The sequence below is a fragment of the Methylophilus sp. DMC16 genome (assembly GCF_056314045.1).
Map to the genome: position 1 here is coordinate 233,941 of NZ_JBQUZC010000002.1, position 24,000 is coordinate 257,940.

Annotated in this window: 20 protein-coding genes; 10 read left to right on the forward strand and 10 right to left on the reverse strand. The window is 52.1% G+C overall.

The features are described from left to right. The 5 genes from atzF (at position 1) to eutC (ending at position 6,177) form a co-directional block, all read left to right on the forward strand. Entirely contained in the window at positions 1-1,803 is a 1,803-nt protein-coding gene (gene atzF / locus ACT53D_RS09320) for an allophanate hydrolase (protein ID WP_476155806.1), read from the forward strand. 169 nt (positions 1,804-1,972) lie between these two features. Continuing rightward, complete coding sequence (locus tag ACT53D_RS09325) at positions 1,973-2,290, forward strand: DMT family transporter (protein ID WP_476155808.1); 318 nt, start codon at positions 1,973-1,975, stop codon at positions 2,288-2,290. Positions 2,291-2,564: 274 nt separating this feature from the next. Further along, positions 2,565-3,911 carry an ethanolamine permease gene (gene eat / locus ACT53D_RS09330; protein WP_476155810.1) on the forward strand — a complete coding sequence of 449 codons (1,347 nt, stop codon included), beginning with the start codon at positions 2,565-2,567 and terminating at the stop codon, positions 3,909-3,911. 66 nt (positions 3,912-3,977) lie between these two features. Next, entirely contained in the window at positions 3,978-5,375 is a 1,398-nt protein-coding gene (locus tag ACT53D_RS09335) for an ethanolamine ammonia-lyase subunit EutB (protein WP_476155812.1), read from the forward strand. Position 5,376: 1 nt separating this feature from the next. Further along, positions 5,377-6,177, forward strand: a complete 801-nt coding sequence (eutC, locus tag ACT53D_RS09340; protein WP_476155814.1) for an ethanolamine ammonia-lyase subunit EutC — start codon at positions 5,377-5,379, stop codon at positions 6,175-6,177. A gap of 15 nt (positions 6,178-6,192) precedes the next feature. Here the strand turns inward: eutC and ACT53D_RS09345 are convergent, their stop codons facing one another. Beyond that, positions 6,193-7,179, reverse strand: coding sequence for a helix-turn-helix domain-containing protein (locus tag ACT53D_RS09345; RefSeq protein WP_476155816.1), 987 nt, complete (start codon positions 7,177-7,179; stop codon positions 6,193-6,195). A gap of 385 nt (positions 7,180-7,564) precedes the next feature. Here ACT53D_RS09345 and ACT53D_RS09350 point away from each other — a divergent pair, with 385 nt between their 5' ends. Then, the gene (locus ACT53D_RS09350; RefSeq protein WP_476155818.1) at positions 7,565-8,449 is read left to right on the forward strand and encodes a TorF family putative porin; all 885 of its coding nucleotides are present in this window, start codon (positions 7,565-7,567) and stop codon (positions 8,447-8,449) included. A 164-nt stretch (positions 8,450-8,613) separates the two neighbouring features. On the opposite strand, the gene ACT53D_RS09355 is transcribed toward ACT53D_RS09350, so the two are convergent. Beyond that, positions 8,614-12,303 carry an EAL domain-containing protein gene (locus tag ACT53D_RS09355; RefSeq protein ID WP_476155820.1) on the reverse strand — a complete coding sequence of 1,230 codons (3,690 nt, stop codon included), beginning with the start codon at positions 12,301-12,303 and terminating at the stop codon, positions 8,614-8,616. 277 nt (positions 12,304-12,580) lie between these two features. Between ACT53D_RS09355 and xth the strand changes: the two genes are divergently transcribed. Then, positions 12,581-13,357 (forward strand): exodeoxyribonuclease III, encoded by a 777-nt coding sequence (xth, locus tag ACT53D_RS09360; RefSeq protein ID WP_476155822.1) that lies wholly within the window; start codon positions 12,581-12,583, stop codon positions 13,355-13,357. Here xth and ACT53D_RS09365 read toward each other — a convergent pair. The 3 genes from ACT53D_RS09365 to ACT53D_RS09375 are packed head-to-tail and all read right to left on the reverse strand — an operon-like array spanning position 13,354 to position 16,235. Then, a complete protein-coding gene (locus ACT53D_RS09365) occupies positions 13,354-14,307 on the reverse strand; it encodes a hypothetical protein (protein ID WP_476155824.1) in 954 nt (317 codons plus the stop codon). The two genes, xth and ACT53D_RS09365, sit on opposite strands and share 4 nt — an antisense overlap. Positions 14,308-14,319: 12 nt before the next feature. Beyond that, on the reverse strand, positions 14,320-14,748 hold the full coding sequence (locus tag ACT53D_RS09370; RefSeq protein ID WP_476155826.1) for a DNA polymerase III subunit chi: 429 nt from the start codon (positions 14,746-14,748) through the stop codon (positions 14,320-14,322). A 5-nt stretch (positions 14,749-14,753) separates the two neighbouring features. Further along, positions 14,754-16,235, reverse strand: coding sequence for a leucyl aminopeptidase (locus ACT53D_RS09375; protein ID WP_194748807.1), 1,482 nt, complete (start codon positions 16,233-16,235; stop codon positions 14,754-14,756). 88 nt (positions 16,236-16,323) lie between these two features. Here ACT53D_RS09375 and lptF point away from each other — a divergent pair, with 88 nt between their 5' ends. Further along, positions 16,324-17,433, forward strand: a complete 1,110-nt coding sequence (gene lptF, locus ACT53D_RS09380; protein WP_194748808.1) for an LPS export ABC transporter permease LptF — start codon at positions 16,324-16,326, stop codon at positions 17,431-17,433. Further along, positions 17,430-18,524, forward strand: coding sequence for an LPS export ABC transporter permease LptG (lptG, locus tag ACT53D_RS09385; protein WP_194748809.1), 1,095 nt, complete (start codon positions 17,430-17,432; stop codon positions 18,522-18,524). The genes lptF and lptG overlap by 4 nt, the downstream gene beginning before the upstream one ends. A gap of 18 nt (positions 18,525-18,542) precedes the next feature. Here lptG and ACT53D_RS09390 read toward each other — a convergent pair whose 3' ends face one another. The 3 genes from ACT53D_RS09390 to ACT53D_RS09400 form a co-directional block, all read right to left on the reverse strand. Beyond that, positions 18,543-18,944, reverse strand: a complete 402-nt coding sequence (locus tag ACT53D_RS09390) for an RDD family protein (protein ID WP_476155828.1) — start codon at positions 18,942-18,944, stop codon at positions 18,543-18,545. Between the two features lie 84 nt (positions 18,945-19,028). Then, positions 19,029-19,571 carry a formaldehyde-activating enzyme gene (gene fae / locus ACT53D_RS09395; RefSeq protein ID WP_476155830.1) on the reverse strand — a complete coding sequence of 181 codons (543 nt, stop codon included), beginning with the start codon at positions 19,569-19,571 and terminating at the stop codon, positions 19,029-19,031. Between the two features lie 47 nt (positions 19,572-19,618). Then, a complete protein-coding gene (locus ACT53D_RS09400; RefSeq protein WP_338655489.1) occupies positions 19,619-20,059 on the reverse strand; it encodes a GNAT family N-acetyltransferase in 441 nt (146 codons plus the stop codon). Between the two features lie 84 nt (positions 20,060-20,143). On the opposite strand from ACT53D_RS09400, the gene ACT53D_RS09405 reads away from it, so the two are divergent. Continuing rightward, positions 20,144-20,524: a DoxX family membrane protein gene (locus tag ACT53D_RS09405; RefSeq protein WP_194748817.1), complete on the forward strand. Its 381-nt coding sequence runs from the start codon at positions 20,144-20,146 to the stop codon at positions 20,522-20,524. 39 nt (positions 20,525-20,563) lie between these two features. Here the strand turns inward: ACT53D_RS09405 and ACT53D_RS09410 are convergent, their stop codons facing one another. Next, positions 20,564-21,826, reverse strand: coding sequence for a sigma-54-dependent transcriptional regulator (locus ACT53D_RS09410; RefSeq protein ID WP_194748818.1), 1,263 nt, complete (start codon positions 21,824-21,826; stop codon positions 20,564-20,566). A gap of 9 nt (positions 21,827-21,835) precedes the next feature. Further along, the gene (locus tag ACT53D_RS09415) at positions 21,836-23,998 is read right to left on the reverse strand and encodes a sensor histidine kinase (RefSeq protein WP_194748819.1); all 2,163 of its coding nucleotides are present in this window, start codon (positions 23,996-23,998) and stop codon (positions 21,836-21,838) included. Positions 23,999-24,000 lie beyond the last annotated feature (2 nt).

Consider the following 24,000-nt stretch of genomic DNA (forward strand, 5'->3'; position numbering starts at 1 on the left):
ATGAAACACCCATATAACCTGCAATTGGATGCCCTTAAAAATGCGTATGCCAACCATGCGCTCTCACCCCGTGAACTCATTCAAGCATTACGCGAAAGAGCGCTCCAGTTAAATCCAGAATACAAGCTCTTCATCCACATTCTGACCGAAGAAGAATTAGCGCCATATCTGGCAAATCTAGAAGCTACCGGGCCGGAAAGCTTACCGCTGTATGGCGTCCCGTTTGCGGTCAAGGATAACATCGACCTGGCGGGCGTTCCGACCACGGCGGCATGTCCTGCGTTTAGTTACATCCCGGCAAAAAATGCCACCATTGTTGCGCAGTTGATCGCACTAGGCGCGATCCCCATCGGTAAAACGAATCTTGATCAGTTCGCGACTGGTCTGAACGGCACCCGATCCCCCTATGGAGTCTGCCGCAATAGCGTCCTTGCTGAATACCCAAGTGGTGGTTCAAGTGCAGGCTCCGCGCTGGCAGTGGCATTGGGACTAGCATCGTTTGCACTCGGCACAGATACCGCAGGCAGCGGGCGTGTTCCAGCGGCGCTCAATAACCTGATTGGATTGAAAGCCACCAAGGGCTTGATTTCAACCGCTGGCGTGGTGCCCGCTTGCCGCACGCTGGATTGCACGACCTTTTTTACCGCGACCGCATTGGAAGCAAGCAAACTGCTCGCACTCACTGCGCATAAGGATCCGGAAGACGAATACAGTCGTGCCAATGTAGGCTGGAACACGGGCAGATCGTTTGGCATGCCCGCCACTGGATTTAAGTTTGGCGTCCCTAAACAATTAGAGTTCCTAGGTTGCGCTGAAAGTCAGGCCCTGTTTGAGCGTTCAGTCTCCACTCTTGAGACCATGGGAGGCATCGCCATTAAAATAGACTTCAGTGCCTTTCTGGAGGCTGCGAAGCTTCTTTACGAAGGCCCTTGGGTCGCTGAGAGATACAGCGTCGTTGGCGAGTTGATTGAGAACAATCCAGAAGCGGTGCTGCCCGTCATCAGAGATGTGCTGCAGAAAGCGCCAACTGCCACGGCGGTGCAAGCGTTTAAAGCGCAATACAAATTACAAGCGCTAAAAGTCAAGACGGATGCCATTCTTGCCAACCTGGATTTCATTATCACGCCGGCCTATCCGCGCCCGGTCACCTTAGCCGAGCTAGCGGCAGAGCCTGTAAAACGTAACTCTGATTTGGGGACTTACACCAACTTCATGAATCTGCTCGACTATGCGGCGGTAGCGGTTCCGGCTGGATTCATGCGGAATGGCCTGCCTTCAGGGGTGACTTTGTTTGGGCGGGCATTCTGTGACCAGTATCTTTTAAGTGTTGCGGACAGTTTTCAGCGCACCTCAAAACTACCGCTGATTGGTCAATTCGAATACATGGCCGCGCCCCCGACAACATTGGCAAAAAATGATCGCTCACAACTGCTGGTGTGTGGTGCGCATTTAGAAGGTTTACCCTTGAATTGGCAATTAAAAGACAAAGGCGGGCAATTGCTCAAGAAAACACAGACCGCCCCTGCTTACCAGTTTTTTGCCTTGGCGGGCTCACCGCCCAAACGACCAGGGTTAAGAAGAGTTGCAACCGGTGGCCGGTCATTTGAGGTGGAAATCTGGGAAATCCCCACCCAAGAGCTAGGCGCCTTTCTAAATGATATTCCGGCGCCATTAGGACTGGGCAAGGTTGAACTGATAGATGGCTCATGGGTCACCGGATTTATTTGTGAGGATTACGCCCTGGAAACTGCAGATGAAATTTCTCAGTTTTCTGGATGGCGAGATTACTTGCAACACCAGTAGCTTTGCTGGGTCTGTCAGCGAACCGTTGACGTTTCCCTGATTCATTCAAAAATCTTTTTTGCTTTTAATAGGGATGTTGCACAAAAAGATGACTATCTTTAGCGCAGTGGGGAAGCCATCCAGCCATTGCGTTTTCACAGGACAGCTTGGCTTCACTTTAGGACAATTTATGGCTTGGTTACAACTTTTCGCCGCTGGCATTCTGGAAATCATCTTCGCTTACGCGATCAAAGAGTCTGATGGTTTTTCAAAACTGCTACCGTCACTCATGACGCTGCTTACAGTGATAGGAAGCTTTTGGTTGCTGTCTTCAGCGATGCGCACCATCCCCATGGGCACTGCTTACACTCTTTGGACGGGGATTGGTGGCGTTGGTGCATTTATCGTTGGCATCACGGTGCTCTCTGAACCCATCACAATGTTGCGATTACTTGCAGCAACCTTAATCATTTCTGGGCTGATACTCATGAAAGTTGGCGGATCATAAACCATGAAATGTCAACAGCACTCGCCCTAAAGGGTCGCTCACTTAACGCTCACCTTGCGTGAGACGACGTATTTATTCTTTCAACATCGCGTCTGTGATCAAGCAGACTCTGCTGATGTAGCTTACTTCGTTGCAATTACCCAAGCTTGTACGATTCAAGCCCAACCTTAGGCAATCTACAGCGCGCAACCCATCATTGCGAAAATGGGATAGTTGAATTCACACGAAACTCGCATGATACGACCATGATTTTTAATTGCTAGGGGAAGCTGTCATGAGCGTATCGTTAAAGCCAACGCTGAATGGTTGGCATTTATGGGGACTGGCCGTCGGGCTGGTGATTTCTGGCGAATATTTTGGCTGGAGTTACGGCTGGGATAAAGCGGGAACCTTGGGTTTTTTGGTGACCACGCTCTTTATCGCGCTGATGTACACCACCTTTATTTTCAGTTTTACCGAACTCACTACTTCTATTCCACATGCCGGTGGGCCGTTTGCTTACGCCAGACGGGCTTTTGGTCCTAAGATGGCGTATGTTGCCGGTTATGCCACCTTGATTGAGTTTTTATTCGCACCGCCGGCCATTGCGATGGCGATTGGCGCCTATCTGAATGTGCAATATCCGGGCATAGACCCCAAGCTTTTTGCCGTGGGTGCTTATATTGTATTTGTCAGTTTGAATATTGTTGGAGTGCATATCGCTGCCACCTTTGAACTGCTGGTCACCTTGCTCGCGATTATTGAGTTATTGGTGTTTATGGGCGTGGTTGCCCCCGGTTTCTCGATGACAAACTTTGTCGCACATGGCTGGGCAGGTAATGACGTTTTTAGTAGCGCAGCGATTCCAGGCATGGTGGCGGCGATTCCATTTGCCATTTGGTTTTTTCTCGCCATTGAAGGTGTTGCCATGGCGGCAGAAGAGGCCAAAGATCCGAGGAGAACGATCCCCAAAGCCTATATTGCCGGGATTCTGACGCTGGTGTTTCTGGCTATGGGTGTCATGCTTTTTGCAGGTGGTGTGGGTGACTGGAGAACCCTGGCCAATGTCAACGATCCTATTCCACAGGCAATGAAAGTGGTGGTGGGTGAGAACAGTGGCTGGTTACATATGCTGGTTTGGATTGGCTTGTTAGGATTAATTGCCTCTTTTCACGGAATTTTGCTTGGTTGCTCACGGCAGATTTTTGCCCTGGCACGCGCCGGATTTATGCCGAAATACTTTGAAGCCACGCATGCGCGCTTTAAAACACCTCATCGCGCATTGGTTGCGGGGGCAGTGGTCGGCCTGGCAGCTATTTTGAGTGATGACTTACAGTTTAATGGCATGACGCTCACGGCAAACTTGATCACGATGGCGGTATTCGGGGCCATCGTCATGTATATCGTTTCGATGCTGAGCTTTTTTGCGCTGAGAAAAAACGAGCCTGCGCTGGATCGCCCGTTCCGCACCATGGGTTATCCGCTGTTTCCGGCAATTGCCTTGAGCCTTGCCGTGATCAGTTTGCTGACCATGGTCTACTACAATCAGGCATTGGCGCTGGTGTTTGCCGTGCTGATGGCAGTGGGCTATATTTATTTCAGCCTGACAAAAGGGCAACGCGACACCGCGACTGACCGTTAAACGCGGACAATCCATGCAAGGTACGTAAAGGAGTCCCCTGTTGATTCCTTGGAGAGTGAGAAAAAGATGGCTTACAGTTACAGCGTTGGCGTACACCAGTATCAGTTTAAAGACTTGAAAGAAGTGCTGGCAAAAGCCTCACCGCCGCGTTCTGGCGACTTTCTCGCAGGCGTGGCTGCAGAGACTTATGTCGAACGGATGGCCGCCAGAATGTGCCTCGCCAGTGTGCCGCTCAAACGCTTTTTAGAGGAGTTGTTGCTGCCTTATGAACAAGACGAAGTGACGCGCTTGATCATTGATACGCATGATGCGCAGGCATTTAGTGAAATCAGCCATCTCACCGTAGGCGACTTTCGAGATTGGCTATTGCTGGATACCACGGATACCGCCACGCTGTCACGGGTTGCCAAAGGCATCACGCCGGAAATGGCGGCAGCGGTCAGCAAACTGATGCGCAACCAGGACTTGATCCTGGTCGCCAAAAAATGCCAAGTGACGACCGCATTCCGAAATACCATCGGTCTGCCGGGTCGGCTGTCTGTGCGCTTGCAGCCCAACCACCCGACCGACGATGCCCGCGGTATTGCCGCTTCTCTGCTAGACGGATTATTGTATGGCTCCGGAGATGCGGTGATCGGCATCAACCCGGCCACCGATAGTATTCCTGGCTTGATGAACTTATATTACCTGGTTGATGAAGTCATTAATCAATATGAGATTCCCACCCAGTCGTGCATCCTGACCCATGTCACCAACCAGATTCAACTCATTGAAAAAGGCGCGCCGATTGATTTGGTGTTTCAATCGATTGCCGGCACCGAGCAAGCCAATAAAACGTTTGGCATTAATCTTTCCATTCTGGATGAAGCTTATTCTGCAGCCTTGTCACTGCAACGCGGCACGGTAGGCCAGAACGTTATGTATTTTGAAACAGGCCAAGGCTCGGCACTCTCGGCCGACGCCAATTTTGGCATGGACCAGCAAACCTGCGAGGCACGTGCCTATGCGGTTGCCCGCCACTTTTCGCCCTTACTCACCAATACGGTGGTGGGCTTTATCGGGCCTGAATACCTGTACGACGGCAAACAAATCATCCGCGCTGGCTTGGAAGATCATTTCTGCGGTAAGTTGCTGGGCCTGCCGCTGGGGTGTGATGTCTGCTACACCAACCATGCCGAGGCAGATCAAGACGACATGGACACCTTGATGACCTTGCTGTCTGTGGCAGGAATTACCTTCATCATGGGCATTCCAGGGGCGGATGACATCATGCTTAATTATCAGACCACTTCCTTTCACGATGCGCTCTATTTGCGTAAAACACTCAACCTGAAGCCAGCACCGGAGTTTGAGCAGTGGCTACAACGCATGAACCTGATGGATCACACCGGCATGATCCGCCCGGTAGACAATAGTCATGCCTTGTTACAAAATAAACCCAAGCAATTAATGAGTGCCCCTTAATATGCATCAGCCACCCGCAGACCCGAGCACAGGCATCGTCAGTGAAGATCCCTGGACGCAGCTTAAAAGTTTTACGCAAGCGCGGATTGCACTCGGCAGGGTAGGTAGCAGCCTGCCTACGCAAGAAGTCCTGGATTTCAGTTTGAGCCATGCATTGGCCAGGGATGCGGTTCATCTTGGCCTGGATACCCAGGCGTTGATGGCGCAAATTCAAGCGACATTGTCAGTCGATGTCCATCAGGTTCAGAGCAAGGCGCCAGACCGGGCTTCTTATTTATTAAGGCCCGATTGGGGCCGTCAACTGAGTGAGGACAGCGGGCTACACCTCAAAGCTGCCAAACCAAAACAAGCGATTGATTTATTACTGGTGGTGGCGGATGGCTTGTCTTCACTGGCAATCAAAAATCACGCGCTGCCGTTATTGCAAGAAATTCATGCGCAAGCCCCTGCGGAATGGCATCTGGGGCCGGTGGTGATTGCCTCCCAGGCCAGGGTTGCACTGGCCGATGAAGTGGGCGAAATGCTAGGCGCAAACATGGTAGCCATGCTGATTGGTGAGCGGCCTGGACTCAGCTCGCCGGATAGTCTGGGGATTTATTTGACGCATCAGCCACGGCGTGGCCGCAGTGATGCGGACAGAAACTGTATTTCCAATGTCAGGCCAGATGGCCTGGGTTATGCCGCCGCCGCAAAAAAATTGTTATGGCTGGCAAAAGAAGCCAACCGTTTAAAATTGTCAGGCGTTGCGCTCAAAGATGAAAGCGATGTCGTTATGATTCAAGACGCGCCTTCGAGCCAATAAAGCTAAATCACTGCATTACTCATGAAAGCGCTTGAAGGTTGTAGAGGGCGCTTCACCAAACATCTTTTTATATTCCTGCGAAAAATGTCCAAAATGCCAGAACCCCCATGACGTGGCTGCCTCCGTCACAGAATTGGCGTGCCTCAGCATTTGGCGGACACCATTGAGCCGCTCGGTGCGCAGGTAGACGATCGGACTTTTCTCCAGGGTTCTTTGAAAATGATATTGCAAGGTGCGGTGGCTCATGGCCAAAGACTCGCACAACTCGACGACGGTGATAGGATCATCCTGGCGTTCACGCACGATTTTTCGGGTTTTGGTGACCACTTGCCAGGATTGATGCTGATAATAAACGGTCCTCGGCGCCGAATCGTCACAGAGCAATGTATCGGCCACCATTTGCAAAGCCATCATTTGTGTTTCTTGCACCAGCGTAGGGTATTGAATAAAGCCAGGCAGGGCCTTGAGCGTCGTGAAAACAGAACGCACAAATCGGACCAGGTTCTGATACTTTGTTTGGCTCAAATATAAAATCTTGGCACTCTTGCACTGCTGGTCCAGTCGCTCCTGATCGTCATCTGACAAGTACTGCATCAGAAATTTTCTCGAAATCACAATCAGGCCGATGGTGAGGTTTGCGGGCGAGACAAACTCAAAACCGTTTCTGCCAGAAAAAATATGCACCGCCTGCTGTTCGCAGAGGCTGCCACAAAACATACCCTTTTGAATGCTATTCATCGGCACCCCGATGGAGATTTTTTCCTCATCCAGATAGCCTTGTTGATGGAGTTGCTGATTAGTAAACTCAAGGAATAATGACACCTCAGGCAAGTGCACATGGGTCAAAAAGCCATTAAAGTGCCCGGCCGAGAGCTGTGAGTAATCCTGATGCCAGCCTTGCAGGAACTGAGACTGCTCATCAAAATCCTGACTTTCCCTATGCAAATATTTTGACTGTGGCAGCGTCAATAATGCCGCAGTGCGCGCGCAGTGTTCTAACATTATGGTATCCCTGAGTCTGCTTTATTATTGTGTGAGCTAACTGTAGTGCTGTGTTAGCAAATAACATTCCAACTCTCCTGTTTTAGCACACCGCCCAGCATTCAGCTCGCCATGCAGGTTTACAAAGCATTTCCTGCGCGCTTTTATTTCGTAGCATTGGTTACCCTCATCACAAAGTTATCAATCCAGGTGCAATTAGGCATGCTGCGCCTATTTTTAGTGCATGGCATGGGCGCAAAAAGCACTGTCTGCGCATCAGGTTGCTCACCTAATCCTCAAACCTCCCATCGCCATTTTTATCTGCATCTTTGCCGATTTGGGATAGCCGCAGGGGGCTGCAATCCGCAGAATGAGCTCACATTATTCATTAACAGGGACCCTATTTATGCGTAAATCTATCCTTTTTGCTCTTGCACTCGTCTCCGCAAGTTTCGTCTCCACGCTTAGCCAGGCAGAAGAAAAGTCTGCCTGGACATTGTCCAGAAATGTGGCCTTTGTGTCGGACTACTACTCCCGCGGCATCTCTCAGTCATGGCACAAGCCTGCCGTTCAGGCCGGGATGGATCTTGCCCATGAGAGCGGCTTTTATGCAGGCGTTTGGGGGTCTAGTATCACGCCACAAACCTATGTCGACAGTACCACCGAGATTGATATTTACACGGGCTACAATGGCAATTTCGCTGCAGTTGAAAAGCTCGCCTGGTCAGCTGGGCTGATTGGCTACCTCTATCCAGGCGGCAATTGGAACAAATGTAACTGTAAACGCAGCGACGGGGTTACCAGAGTGGGTAGCCAGCGCTTTGACACTTATGAAGCAAATGTTGCCCTCAGTTATGACTGGATTAGTGCAAAAGCCTCTGTCACGCTCACGGACTGGTTTGGCGCCAATAAGAGTACCGGTTTTGACAGTGATAGCCGTGGCTCCACTTACATCGAGTTAAATGCCAACTATCCGCTGCCGTTTTATGACCTGATTCTGGTGGGACACGTTGGGATGCTTGATGTAGCGGCCAAGGTAACACCACTCTCTTATGGTGACTACTCTGCTGGTAAAGGGAATCCAGACAACACTGACTACAAAATTGGATTGAGTAAAACGCTGGCAGTAGCGAATACGACTGGGCTGAACCTTGGCGTGTACTATGTGGGGGCGAATGACACTGGCTACTGGAGTCCCCAAGGTTACGGTGGCTCCAGTTTTAATGGCGGAAGCCGGTCCAAAGACCTGACAGATAATCGCTGGATAGTCACGCTGAGTTCTACCTTCTGATCAACACCGCGTTTGATCCGTGGTCGCGCGTCAGTCTGATGCGACTGGCGCAGCCTGGAGCGCCACTCCAGGCCGTTAGCGACCACACACAGTCCTCTCTCATACTCCCGGTTGACCGGGAGTTTTTTTATGTAAGGTGCGTGAGAGGCTGGCGCTGCCAAGCATCAGCCTGTCATGACAGACCGTCCGGTTGCGACCAAACGTTCAAAATCCTGCGTACGCTGCGGAACAGAGAAATAATAGCCCTGGAACGTATTACATCCCAAACGTGTGAGAAGGTCGAGCTGCGCCTCGGTCTCCACCCCTTCAGCCAATACGTCGAGTTGCAGGCTGATCCCTAGTGAAATAATGGCATTGACGATACTTTGATGATCCTGGCCCTGCAACATGTCGCGTACAAACGACTGGTCGATCTTGAGCTGATCAAACGGGAAGCGCTTGAGATAAGACAGTGAAGAATAGCCCGTGCCAAAATCATCCAGCGAGAAACTGACACCTGCTGCTTTGAGCGCGGTCATTTTGGCGATGATATCTTCCACATTGTCGATCAACATGCTTTCCGTCAACTCAAGTTGAAGTCGGCCCGGGGCAATGTTGGCCTCGGTCAGCAATTGCTGCACCTCCGTGACAAATGCTGATTGCAGGTACTGCTTGGGGCTGACATTCATGGCCAGCACCATTTGACTGAGTTGCGGATGGAATGCCCACTGCTGCAATAAGGCACAGGCCTGCTGCAAGACCCAGCGCCCCAGGGCGACAATTTGTCCGCTAGCCTCGGCGAGGGCAATAAACTCACCGGGCATGATCAGGCCACGTTCAGGATGTTGCCAGCGCAACAGTGCTTCTGCACCGACCATCTGATGCTGTCTGTTATATTGCGGCTGCAAATGCAAGACAAACTCCCGCTTTTGTATGGCCTCATGTAACTCAGCCTCCAGCGCCACACGCTGCCTAAGCTCGGTTTCCATCTGCACATCAAAAAATCGGTAGCCATTTCTGCCGGCCTCTTTGGCTTTATACATGGCCATATCGGCGCGTCTGAGCAGTTCATCGGTCTGACTCATGTCAGGATCAAACAGGACGACGCCGATGCTGGGGGTCGTGTAATGCTGGTAGTGATCGAGTTTGAACGGCTTTTTAAAGGCGCCTACGATCTTTTCACAGATTTTGCGCGCCTGCTTTTCCGCTTGGTCCGCCGCGGATGACAAACTATCGAGCACCACTACAAATTCGTCACCGCCCAGGCGACTGACTGTATCCTGCCGCCGCACAGAGTGTTTAATGCGTTTGGCGACCTCAATCAGTAAGGCATCACCTACCGCATGGCCATGGGTATCGTTGAGTGTTTTGAAGTTATCAATATCGATAAACATCAAGGCACCACCGGTTTTTTTAAGTTGGGATTTATGGATATGGGCCGCCAGCCTGTCTTGCAGCAACAGCCGGTTGGGGAGGCCGGTCATGGTGTCGTAGTAGGCCAATTGGCGAATTTGCGCATCGGTGCGCTTGCGTTCACTGATGTCCCTGAGTACAGCCACCCAATGCGTCACACGGCCACGCTTGTCATGCAGCGGCAAGGCATCCATTTCCAATGAAATGCCGTTACCTTGATGATCGACAGTCACCACTTCTGTTTTAATCGGTAATTGCTGTTGCCAGGCTTCCTTAATGCGTTGCAAATCGTTGGCAGGCGTACTGTTTTTAAACAGCTCAAACGGCGAAAGATGATTGTACTGGTCCACGGCCAAGCCGGTGATACGTGTAAACGCTTCATTTAAAAAGACAATTTTTTGCTGTAACGGGGTGTGTACCGGCGCCTCAGTGATCATCACCATATCATTCAGCCGTGATACACCACTTTGTAACAGCTTCAATTGTTCATCGGCCTGCTCGCGCTCAATCGCCAACCCGAGAATATGGGCATAACTCTCGACCATGTCCAACTCGGCTGTCTCTGGCAAGTGGCGAGACTGACGATACATTGCCAGCATGCCAAGCACCCGTTGGCTGCGTGAGAAAATGGGCAGACTCCAGCAGGCACGCAAGCCATGTTTCAGCGCAAGGTCTGCATAGTCAGCCCATAGCGGATGCGTGCTGATGTCTTCGGCTATCACCCGGTTCTGCGTCAAACTGAGCATCCCATAGCCTGCAACAGGTAGCTGACTCATCGCTTGTGCGTAGCTGGCTGGCAAGCGGTGCGAGGCGGCATGATGCAGATGCCGCCCATCTTGGTCCATCTGCAAAATCACACAATACACCTCGGAAAAATGCGCCTCGATGAGCTGCACGGCCGCATGCAAAATCTCAGGTAAAGGGATATCCGCGAGCAGCATCGCCTGTATTTTGTCTTGTCCCTGCTTGATCGCTTCAAGTTGTTTTTGTACCGTAATATCCTGTAACGAGCCTTGCACCTGAACAATCCGGCCGTGCTCATCGCGCAACGCCTGCCCCATTGCGCGCACCCAGAACCGGCGGCCATGCACGGTGACCTTTTCCAGCTCCAGATCATAAGGGGTTCCCTCCGACATGCATTTCTCAAGCGCGCTGGACATGATCGCCCGATAGGCTGGTACAAAAAGACCCATGCCTTCCTCAAGGCTGGGAGAGTATCCAGGTGGCAATTCATGTAAGGCCGCCACTTCGTCAGACCAGCGCATACGCTTTGTAGGCAGGTCTATGACCCAGCCACCGATTTTTGCCACATTGCCCGCCACTTTGAGCAAATACTCAGTCTGGCGCCGCTGATCTATTTCCTCTTGCAAGGCCCGCGTTCGCTCAGAGACCTGCCGGCGCATTTGCAGGTTCCACAACACGGTGACAGCCACCACCAGCACGAGTGTAAACACCCCGCGTATCAGCCAGTTCACATAGGGGCGTTCTATAGAAACATCATGGTGGTAGATAAAGCCTTGTAGTTGCGCATTGGCAGGAACCAGCCCCAGCGCGGCATAGGTCTGGGCAATCGACTGCCAGCGCTCTTCATTCATATGTCCCCAGGGCACCACCTCAGACAACACATAAGGCGCCATTAAACGCGCCTCCTGCAACAGAGACTGTTGATTGATGTCGCGTTGCGCAACGCCAGGCATGCTGGCTATCGCATTGGCCATGGCCTCTTGATGATTGAACGCGTACTTCCAGCCTTTTTTGGTGGCGCGCAAAAAAGCCTCAACCCGTGCAGGATGTTGCAACAGCTCCTGTTCAGTCGTGAACAGTACATCGCCATAAAAATCTGCGCCATAGGCCTGGTTGCTAAGAATAGCGGGGGCATAGCCTCTTTGCTGTAATTGCATGGGCTCATCCATCGCATAGGCCATCATGGCGTCCACGCGCCCCTCAATCAAATCATCCAGATTTGAGCGATAAGGCAGAAGCGTCATTTGGTGAATATCCAGATGTTGCTTGAATAGCATGGCCTGAAATTGCAAACGGCCATGTTCACCCGAAAGCATAATGCGTTTGCCGATCAGGTCTTGAGGCCGCTTGATTCCGCTGTTTTGCAAACTCAGTAACACATACGGGGAGTGCTGAAAAATGGCGGCCAGAGCGATTAGCGGCTGGCCAGACAAGCGTGAAATCAGAATTTCGGAATCGCCGATGGCGTAATCTGCTTGATCAGACAAGACCTGCTTTAAGGGATCGATGGACTGGTTACCCTCGATAATCTCGACCGCCAACCCTTCATCACGGTAGTAACCCTGTTGCAAGGCAGCGTAATAACCAGCGAATTGAAACTGGTGATGCCATTTGAGTTGTAAGCGGATAGGCTCAGCCGGGGGTGCCGCATAGGCGAATGCTGACCAAACCATGGCCAGCAGCGAGGTGCAGACTAAAACAATCCATCGGCGTGTCATGCGGATCCAGACAACATGAAAGATATCCTGACTGGATGCGAGGTGTTCTGTCAGGCCCAACTGTATTTATACGGCAGTGGTATGCAAACAGATTGCAGAAATAAACACAGAATCCATGAGGTATCCGGAGAATTGATCTCATTAATGCTCCGGGTGTGAGTTAACAAGCCGGTTTAGACCGGCATGCAGGCATTGCCTGTGATCTCAGTTGCTCGTGTAAAATAGCGGCAAATCAACGTCAGCACGGCTTGTTGCACTGAATTTAAGGGGAAGATGGTTGAAACTCGCTACTTGGAATATTAACTCGCTGACCGTGCGTTTGCCGCATGTGCTGGACTGGCTCAGTGCGAATCAACCGGATGTACTGTGCTTGCAGGAAACCAAACAGGAAGATAGCAAGTTTCCGTATGCGGCGCTCAAAGAGGCTGGCTACAATGCCGTGCATAACGGCCAGAAAACCTATAATGGCGTGGCGATCCTAAGCCCGCATGCAATAGAGGCTGTTCACCTGGACTTGCCAGACTATGCTGACACGCAAAAACGCATAATTGCGGCCACCATACAAGGCATTCGGGTGATTTGTGCCTATGTCGTCAATGGCCAGGCAGTAGACTCAGACAAATACCATTACAAGCTGGCATGGCTTAATGGACTGCAAAGCTGGCTTCAAGCAGAACTGAGTCAACATGAAAAACTGGTAGTTCTTGGCGATTACAATATTGCACCAGACGACCGTGACTGCCACGACCCGCAGGCCTGGCTGGGCCAGGTGCTGGTAAGTCCGGCTGAGCGGGCCGCCTTTCAGCAATTGCTGGCCTTAGGCTTGCATGATAGCTTCAGGTTGTTTAATGATCAGGCAGGCGAGTTTAGCTGGTGGGATTACCGCATGGCCGCCTTCCGCCGCAATATGGGCATGCGGATTGATCACATTCTCGTCAGCAACGCCCTCAAACCACACTGCGAAAGCTGTGTGATAGATAAAACACCACGCAAGCTCGAACGCCCCAGCGACCATACGCCCGTGGTGCTGACCCTGGCCAACGCAAGCCCTTAAACCGTTGGCATCACAAACTTGATGCCCTGCAACACCTCCAGAATGCGTGACTTAAGCCGTTTGTTCATGTCTTCTTCCATCACCTGCAGTTGCATCGCCACCAAGGCAGCGACTTTTTCTTGCATGCTGGCAGCATTGACCGACAAGTCGTCCTGCATGCCCTGCTTGAAGGCCTCCAGTTGTTGTGCAGACAGTTCGTTAAACACTTGCTGCAACGATTGTTTATAGTCTGCAGCCAGAGTCGCCGCAGCCAGCTCGTGGCTGGCGGACAAGCGAGACTTGGCTTGTTCCTGTAATTGCTGCAAATGCGTCTCCAACGCTGCTTCCAGTTGGCTACGCAATGCCAATACTCTGCTTTCGAGTTCGGTTTGCTGTTGCGCCAACAAACTGGCGAGCCGTTCATCCAGCCATTGCTGGCTATTGGCCTCCAACCGCTCAAGCAGTGTTTGTTCGGTGGTGGCAAATGTGGCCTGCTGCGACGCATTCAGCTGGACCAGCTTATCTTCGACCGCCTGCAACTGTTGCTCGGACTGACTTTCCAGCGCCTCGGTAAACGCTTGTTCCCGTTGTTGCATCTGAGCGAGCTGCCCCTCTGTCAGCGCGCTCAGGCGCGCCTCCAGACCCTCCACCTGTTGCTTGCTGACATTGCCCATCGCTTCACGAAAAGCTTGCTCAATCGACTGTATGCTTTCGCCGATTTGGGTTTGTGCCTGTGACAACACGGTCTGTTGCAACGCGTTGGCATACTGGGTCAGCCCTTGCTGGTGCTGCGCGAGCGACTCACTGGACTGCTCGGCCAACTGCGTCGTGATGAGTTGCGTGATCTCAGGCAATAAAGCCTGTTTGAGCTGTGCCACCAGTTCGTTCATGTCTGGCATCACCACCTCGGCCACTGGCGCCGCAGATTTTTGAACAACTTTGGTTAACACCGGAATTTCTGAAGTTTCCACACACCCTCCCCGTTATGCTTGTGACTGCATGGACTTGATATGCTGAATCTCATAGCCCCGATCACGGTAAAACGCCCAGCGCTGGCGACCAGTCGCTTTTTCAGTTTCGTCTTGCCCAATGATTTCGAACACATGTCGAAAACGGCTAAAAAACTTGGGCAATGCTGTTTGGCAGTTAAACAATAAATCATCCTGCCGGATCTGCTCAGGCGCCCAGGCAATCTGCACAGGCGTCAGCGCTGCATGGTCGGCATCGGCGAGCACATGCGGTAAAAAGCCTTCAACCGGCTGCTGCCAAAGCTGAGTACTCAACTGCTCAGCCTGCTGACGATCTGACAAATAGACGGTGACACTGCGCTGCCTGGAAAACGCCTGCGATATTAAATGTTGCATCAATGCAGGCGTATCCGGCACATCCGTATAAAAACGAATTTTGGTCATGCCTTTTATTGTGCGGCTTGCGCCAACAGATAACTCATGAGCAAAGGCACTGGCCGGCCAGTGCCACCTTTTTCCTTGCCAGATTTCCAGGCAGTGCCTGCGATATCCAGATGTGCCCAGTCATACTTTTTGGTATAGCGCGACAGGAAGCAGGCGGCTGTAATACTGCCGGCGGCGCGCCCGCCAATATTGGCCATGTCGGCAAAATTACTGTCCAGTTGTGCTTGATAGTCATCCCACAGCGGCATTTGCCAGGCACGGTCACCGGCTTGCTCCCCCGCCTCCAGCAACGCTTTGGCCAGCTGGTCATTATTGGCAAACAAGCCACTGACATGATGGCCGAGTGCAATCACGCAGGCACCGGTCAAGGTTGCAATATCAATCACCGCGGCAGGCTCAAAGCGCTCGGCATAGGTCAAGGCATCACACAGAATCAAACGGCCTTCGGCGTCGGTATTCAATACTTCTATTGTTTGGCCAGACATACTGGTCAAAATATCGCCAGGTTTGGTCGCGCGGCCGCTTGGCATATTCTCACAGGTCGGGATCAAGCCAACCACGTTGAGTGGCAGCTTCAACTCACCCAAGGCCTTGAACACGCCAAACACGGATGCCGCGCCGCACATGTCATACTTCATCTCATCCATCTCAGCCCCTGGCTTGAGTGAAATGCCGCCAGTATCAAACGTAATGCCTTTACCCACCAGCACCACCGGTTTTTGCGATTTTTTACCGTGCAAATGCTGCATGACAATAAAGCGCGGCGGCTCTTCGCTGCCACGGGTCACGCCTAAAAATGAGCCCATATTGAGTTTTTCAATCGCAGCCTGATCCAGCACTTCGACCTTGAAGCCATATTCCTTGGCTAACTTTTCAGCCTGCTTGCCCAAATAGCTGGGCGTACAGATATTTGGTGGCAAATTGCCCAGGTCTTTGGCCAACGCCACGCCCTGGCCAACGCTCTGCCCTTGTTTCAGCCCCAGCTCGGCCTCGGCTTGTGCGGATTTTTCAAGCAACACGCTGACGGATTGCAGCGGATGCGGCTCCACCGATTTCTCTTTGACCGCATTCACTTTGTAAGTGGCATCGAGCGCCACCTCAGCCAAAGCTGCCGTTTTTTGCTGCACACTGACTTTTTTCAACGCAAGCGCGGCAAAGTCGGTGGCGAGGTGATCTACGCCTGCTGGCAACGCTTTAATCGCGGCGCGGAAACTGGCACGCAATCCTTTGAGATTCAGCTCATCGGCTTTACCCAAGCCGACCAGCAGCACTCTGGGCGCCGCGACGCCTGCCAACTGGCGCAACATCAGAGTGGTACCAGCCTTACCTTCCATATCGCCAGACTTGACGGCCGCCGAGATGGCTTTCTCAGTGGCGCCATCCAGCAGCTTGGCTAAATCGCTGAGTTTACGGCCTTCAAAAATGCCCACCAGCAAGCAATCTGTACGCAATTTTTCCGGGGAAGTGCTTTTTATGCTAAATTCCATCTTTATCCTTTTTGGTTCCATGCAACTAGCTTAAGTGATGGTTGTATTATCTAGTGTTTTATGCTGATTTCAAAGCGGTGCATTTAAATTGAAAATTTTCAAACGTGCATTGTCTGCAGAGCTCATGTCTTCTGCCTCTGCCATCTTCCTGATTATCCTCGGCATCGTTGTCGCCCAGCGCGCTGGCAATATCGTACGCCAGGTCTCCAGAGGCATTTTACCTAACGATGCCATTGGCACCATCCTGACCTTTAGCCTGGTGCAATTCATGCCCATGATGATGTCGCTCGCCGTTTTTCTGGCCGTGCTATTGACGCTGACACGCTGGCACCGCGACTCGGAAATGGTGATCTGGATGTCCGCAGGGCTGAGTTTAAGGCAATGGGTCTTGCCTATCATGCGGTTTCTGGCACCGATTGTGCTCATCATCAGTCTGTTCAGCCTGATAATTATGCCTTGGGCCAGTGGCAAGGCTGACAGCTACCGCGAGCAGCTCAAAAAACGGGATGAACTGTCATCAATCAGCCCCGGGACCTTTAAGGAGTCGAGCGCGGGCGATCGCATTTACTTTATTGAGAGCTTTGACAAGCTTGGCTACGAAGTCAAAAACGTGTTCGTCCAATCCAAACAAAACGGCAAAATTGGCATTATTACTGCGAATCGTGGCAGCCGCTACAAAGCCAGCAACGGTGATAATTTTTTACGGCTGGAACATGGCCGGCGTTATGAAACCACGCCCAACAGTCTGGAGGTCATGACCACCGAGTTTGAGCGCTATGATATCCGGGTCGAAGCCAAAGAGACTGCGCCCGCCACCACTACCGCGCAGATCAAGTCCACGCAATCGCTGCTGAGCGATGCCAGCGCCGCAGACCATGCCGAGCTGCACTGGCGCATGGCGATTCCGATCTCAACCATCGTCATGGTCCTGCTTGCCATCCCGCTCAGTTTTGTCGATCCACGTGCAGGCCGCTCGCTCAACATCATGTTTGCGATCCTGATCTTTATCATCTACAACAACCTGCTCAGCATTTTTCAGGCCTGGATTACGCAAGGCAAAATTTCGGTACTGGTGGGATTGTGGCCCGTGCACCTGAGTTTTATCCTGCTCGGCTGGTATCTTTACCACCGACGCAAACATCTGAAACCGTTGATGCCGGGCTGGCTCAAACGCACCCCCAAAATCGCTAAGCCATGACCCTGACCCGTTTAAACCGTTATTTCTGGCAAGAGATCAGCTTCAGCATCATGCTGGTGCTGTTGGGCCTGCTTGCCATGTTTTCGTTCTTTGACCTGCTACAGGAGCTGGACAGCCTGGGACGAGGTCACTATGGCATCAACAGCATGCTCACCTATGTCGCCCTCAGTATCCCTGGCCATATATACGAGGTGGCACCAGTCGCCGTATTGCTGGGCATCGTCTACACATTGGGCGCGATGGCCGGGAACTCGGAGCTGATTGTCATGCGCACCAGCGGCATTTCATTGCAATCCATTGCCATGATTCTGCTTAAAATCGGCCTAGTGTTTGCATTAGTGACCTTTCTGATTGGCGAGATCATTGCGCCCATTAGTGAAAAACTGGCGCAGCGCATCCGTATTCAAGCCACCGATTCCGTCGTCGCGCAGGACTTTCAATCCGGCCTCTGGATTAAAGACGGCAGCAGTTTTGTCAATGTCAGCTCGGTCATGCCAGACACCAGCCTGGTCGATATCCGCATTTATGATTTCGACCCCCAGTTTAAGTTAAAGCACATCAGCCATGCAGAGAAAGGCTACTTTCAGGATGACCACTGGGTGCTGTCTAACGTCACCCAGACCAATATCAATCACAGCAAACAGATTCAGGATAACTCGATCACCTCACAGTTTTTCAAGCAGACGCGCTGGGAGTCACTGATCCGGCCAGAACTGTTGAATGTGCTGCTGGTATTGCCAGAAAAAATGTCGGCCTGGAACCTGTATAGCTTCATTCAATACTTACATCAAAATGGACAACGCAGTACCCGCTATCAGGTCGCACTGTGGGCTAAGCTGGTCTATCCACTGGCCTGTTTGGTGATGGTGGTACTGGCCTTACCATTTGGCTTTTTGCAACAGCGTGCCGGTGGCATCAGCGCCAAAATCTTTGCCGGTATTTTTCTGGGCGTGGTCTACCAGATCATGAACCGCGTGTTCGTTCATTTGGGTGTGCTCAATGACTGGCCACCGCTGGTGAGTGCCATCAGCCCGACGCTACTGTTTTTGCTGGTCGGCCTGGGCATGCTTTACTACGTAGAGCGGCGTTAAAACGCGCCTGACTCGTGCTTATGTGATGCGGATTATCCGCGTGCCTAGCAGCCGGTCATGCAAAAACTGCTGCTCGCGATCCAGTACTGCCCACCACAATGTCAGCCCAGCCGGGAGCAACAACAGTGTTGCCACCCCATAGCGCAGCAAAGCCAGGCGCCAGTCCAGCAAGCTGCCCTCGGCATCTACCACTTTCAGCTTCCAGGTCTGGCTGGCCAGCGTTTGTCCGCTCACCACCCAACAGCGCACAAAGTAAGCGCCTATCGACAGCCACAACAGCATCTGCAAACCTACACGCCGCAAGCCATGACTGGCATCCCCCACCACCAGCACATAAGCGGCGGTCAGTGCCAGGGCCAAGGCCAGCATCAACAAGGCTTCATAAATCACGGCCAGATATCGTTTAATTAAATATTTCATTGCGCGTCTGCCCACTTTCGCCGGATAACAAAAACCCCGCACATGCGGGGCCTATTTCACACAGGATAAACAGGGGATCCTGACTTATTTCTGATCCCAGCTATCTTCCCACATGCAGTGCTTGATTTTGTGACGGTTAGCAATCAGCTCATCAATGCTAGGCTCGTCGTTCAATGCGCGCTTCAAGGCCAGCTTGATCGCTTCGTAGTTGTTTTTGTACAGATCGGCTTTGTCCAGATTGGCTTCTTTGGCACAGCCCGGATCAATCCACAGCAAGGCAATAATGCACAGATCATTGACCAGCTCTTTAGGAATAATGCCTTCGATCACTGCATCGGTAATGCCATCAGCCACACCGGCTTGCACCACACCACCGAACAATTCGATATTCAAGGAATCTTTCAAGGTGACTTTTGGCACCATCATGGTCGCTGGACGCACCATCTGGTTGATGTCACGCACGGCAAACATGGCTGTGTGGCCTTTGGTTTGCGCCATCATGTTCGCGAAAGCCGTACCCACTGGGCCGTCCACGGAACCGATCACGATTTCTGGCATCGCGGCAGTCACGTCCTTGCCTTCGGAAAACACGGTAGCTTCACCCGCTTTAAATACGATTTTTGACATGAGAATTCCTTTGTATGTCTGGATGTTGGAGAAAATTCAAACCGTGATTATATCAGTTCAAGCTGCATATCGACATGCAGGATATTGGCATCCAGATACGGCTCGCTGCAAACAACAAACCCGGCTTGCTCATAAAAACCAATTGCATGCCTCTGCGCCGACAAGCGCACATCGCTGAGCTCCCATTGCCGACAGATCTGTATTGCCTGCAACAGCATGGCCTCGCCAATTCCTCGCCGCCGCCATGCGGGCAATACCGCCATGCGGCCTATATAGCCCCCGGGCAGAACGCGGGCGCACGCCACGGCATCATGCGCGTAATGCGCTAACAGATGCACTGCAGTGTCATCCGCAGCATCCCACTCCAGCGCTTCGGGCACCTGTTGTTCATCTATGAAGACCTGTTGCCGTATCCGGCTACAGTCTGCCCATAAAGGATCTTGCTTACTCAGTGTACTGATTCGGAGCTCAACGCGCTTTACAGACATGACAGTCTCCAGAGCAAATATTGCAATTGTCACAGCCCGCAGGCATCATACATCCTTTATTAAAACAGGATTTGAGGAAAAGTTATGTGTCGTTTTCAAACCGCAGCGGCCAGGATTTTACTGGGGCTGGTGTTTTTTGGGGTGGTGATTTTAAAGCTGATGGCCATTTTAAATACGCCTGATGGTTATCTGCAATACCAAATGATGTTAGGGCAATTTGGCCTGCCAGCCGTGTTTGCACCATTGCTTATTTTCATTCAGTTTGTGTTTGGCCTGTTGCTGATCGTGGGGTACAAAACCCAACTATCTGCACGCGTTTTGGGCGTGTTGGCGGTATTTATGGCACTGGTGCTGGGCCAGGCTTCGCTGGACGCGTTTTTTGCCTACCTGGGCATCGCCGGTGGCATGTGGTTGTTGAGTATTTATCCGCAAACTGCTTGCAGTCTGGATAACCGCAACAAATAAACGATTCAGTCGTAAAAAGCCGGGTTAGCCCGGCTTTTTTTATCCCTTGATTTTGATCCCCAGCTGTTTGAGCTTGCGATAGAGGTGTGTCCGCTCCAGCCCCGAAATTTCTGACAACCGGCTCATATTATTTTTGACCAGCCGCATGTGGTACTGGAAGTAAAAACGCTCAAAGTCATCGCGCGCTTCACGCAAGGGCTGATCCAGATTAAGCGGCATATGCTGCTCGGACGACTCGCCGCGCTGTCCTTGAAAATTGGCCAGAACACGCTGCACATCGGTCTGGGTAATGCTTTCACCCAAACTGGTCATGAGCAGGTTCTGTACCACGGACTCCAGCTCGTCCAAATCACCTGGCCAGTCAGCATTGCGCAGCGCATTCAGCGCCGCCACATCAAACGCCTTGTAGTCAATCTTGCTGGCTTCAACCATCAGGGTCGCCATCGCATTGACCAGATCGGGAATATCCTCTTTGTGCTCATCCAGGCAAGGCACCTTCACCGCTGACCCGGCCAGCGTTTGCAGCAAGGCCTGCTCCAGCATGGCTTTTTCAATCAGTTGCGGCAAGCCATGCTCACTGGCGCAAATCACGCGTACCCCGTATTTTTCGGATTTATTGATGAGCAGGTGCAGGCCTTTTTGTTCGGTCTTGCCCAGTCTGGTGACTTCATCGACAAACACCACGCCTTCACGGGCCTGCTCGAGAATTTCCATCGGTGCGGTGACCAGCTTCTCATACTCGGTCAAGGCCACCCACGGCGTATTCTGCGGACGCAAAAACTTGGCGCACAATGGCACGCTGCCGCCTTTTTTACCAATCAGGAACAAGGTGTTTTTATGGCGCGCCAGCTGCTCCAAGCGCTGCTTGAGCTCCTGAATGACGGCACTTTTGCCAAAGCTGGACAGGTTAATTTCGGTATGCGCCAGATGCTCGGTATGTTTGATCGCTGCGCCTACGGTTTTGAGCAGCTTTTGCAAGGCAATCGGTTTTTCGAGGAAGTCGAACGCCCCGAGTCGAGTGGCCTCGACCGCGGTATCTATGGTGCCATGCCCAGACATCATGATCACCGGCATGGTCAGCAAGCCGGCATTGGCCCATTCTTTAAGCAGACTGATGCCATCGCAATCAGGCATCCAGATGTCAAGCAACACCAGATCCGGTCGCTGCTTGAGCCGCTCGTCCCTGGCAATTTGTGCATTTTCTGCCAGGCGCACGACGTGCCCCTCATCCCGCAAGATATCGCTTAATAACTCCCTGATGCCGATTTCATCATCGACGACCAAAATATTACGTGAAGCCATGGTACTTCCTTACACGATGCGCTCAACGCGCCGACGTTGTTGTTGTTTATCGACCGGCAAGCTGATGGTGACGCTGGCGCCCCCTTGTGGCAGATTATCAATGCGTATCTGTCCACGCTGCTCTTCTATCATTTTTTTGACAATGGCTAATCCCAACCCGGTACCGTGTGACTTGGTTGTGACGTAAGGTTCGAACACCCTCGCCATCACCTCGGTGGGAAAACCACTGCCGTTATCCGTCACTGACAATTTTATACGCTCGCCATCATAATCGGTCAAGATCACAATTTGCGGTTGTTCAGTTTGCACCAATGCATCCTGGGCATTTTGCAGCAGGTTATGCAGGATTTGGCGCATCATGGTGGCATCGGCATAAATCTCGGGCAGCTGCTCATGCAGGGACAGTACCAGCTTGACCACAGAGGCGTTATAAAGGCGGCTCACATCGCGGATCAAGGCATTCAAATCCAGCCTTACTAGTTGGGCGGCAGGCGTTCTGGCATACTCACTAAATTCGTTGACCATATTCTTCATCGCCTGCACCTGGTTGACGATGGTATCGGTAGACTTAAACAGCATCTCCGCATCCTTTTCTTCCAGTTTGTCGCGCAGCTTCAGCTGCAAGCGCTCGGCAGACAGCTGTATCGGTGTCAGCGGATTCTTGATTTCGTGCGCCAGCCGTCTGGCTACCTCGGCCCAGGCGGCATCGCGCTGGGCTTGCGCCATGGCGGTCACATCATCAAACACCACTACCAGGCCGTGCCCCGCCCCTTCCGGCAACCGCGTCACCCGCAGCATCAGCATCTGCTTGCCATGCACCCCTTCAATTTCGATCTGGCTGCTTAAATGCCGTTCATGATGGTCAAATTGCAACGTGTCTTCATAGTGCTGCATCACCAACGCTGTAAAAGGCGTGAGGTAATCATTTTCGGCCGCAATGTCGGTAAAGACTTTGTTTTTAAAACCCACCAGCGAAATCCCCAAAATATTGGTGGCAGCCAGATTGTAAACACGCAGCTCCGCCTGTTCATTAATGGTCATCACGCCTGAGCTTAGGTGCGACAAAATAGCTTCCAGGTAGGCACGTGCAGACTCCACATGCTGACGGCTCTGTTCAGAGGCATTTTTCGCTTCCTGCAACTGTCGCGTCATGCTGTTGAACGACTTCACCAGCACACTGAGCTCATCCTTGCCAAATGAGGGCAGCTGCTGCGAATAATCGCCACTGGCAATCAGCCGGGTCCCCTCCGCCAGTACCGTCAAGGGTTGCGCCATGCGCCGACTCAGTGCAAATGCGATGGTCAATGCGCCCAGCATGGACAGCAGCAAAATCATGGTCAGCGTCAGCATGAAAATGTCTTTGAGTGACTGCCGGCTGTACGACAAGGTCTGGTACTCGCGGTAGACCTCCTGCACCGATTCGGCAGTATTCGAAAGCGCCTTGGGCACCGGTTGCATCAATTGCAGAATCCGCATCTCGCCCGTGATGCCCAAGGTTTCCACTGGGATCAGCACGCGCATGTACAAGCCTTTGCCGGGGATAGGCTCGATTTTGCCGTAGATACGGCTACGTGCCTGGCGTAACTGCGGCACAGAAGGCAGCTCAGGTAAAAAGCTGCTGGGGTCAGAGCTGCTGACAGCCAGAATCGCACCTTGCGGGGTCAGTAATGCCGCGTCCTGGACGCCGGCTTTTTCACGCAGATCGTTCAGTTGTCCATAATGTGAGCGGGCCGTTTGCAGTGATAGCGAGACCGCCATGCTTTGCGCCTTTTCCTTGACGTCCTCCAGCATGATATCCAGCGCCCGTTGCCCCAGATTCAGCCCCCCATCCAGTGCGGATTCGACCTTAACGTTAAACCAAGACTCAATCGAGCGTGACAGGAAGTTCACGGAAACCAGATAGACGATCATGCCTGGAATCAACGCCATCAGGGCAAAAGACACCAGCAATCTGAAATTCAGCTTGCTGCCTACCTGTTTGGCTTTGGTGGTCTGGTAAAGATGGCGTAACTGATAGGCAATCACCCCCAGCAACAACACGGCGAGGCCAGCATTGATATACAGCAGGATCAGGTAATAATCCCCACTGATGGCGGTGTTGGCACTGGCGAGAGACAGCAGGTACAGCAGGGCTGCCGCCAGTAGAATGGACAAAATCAGGACATACCGCATAG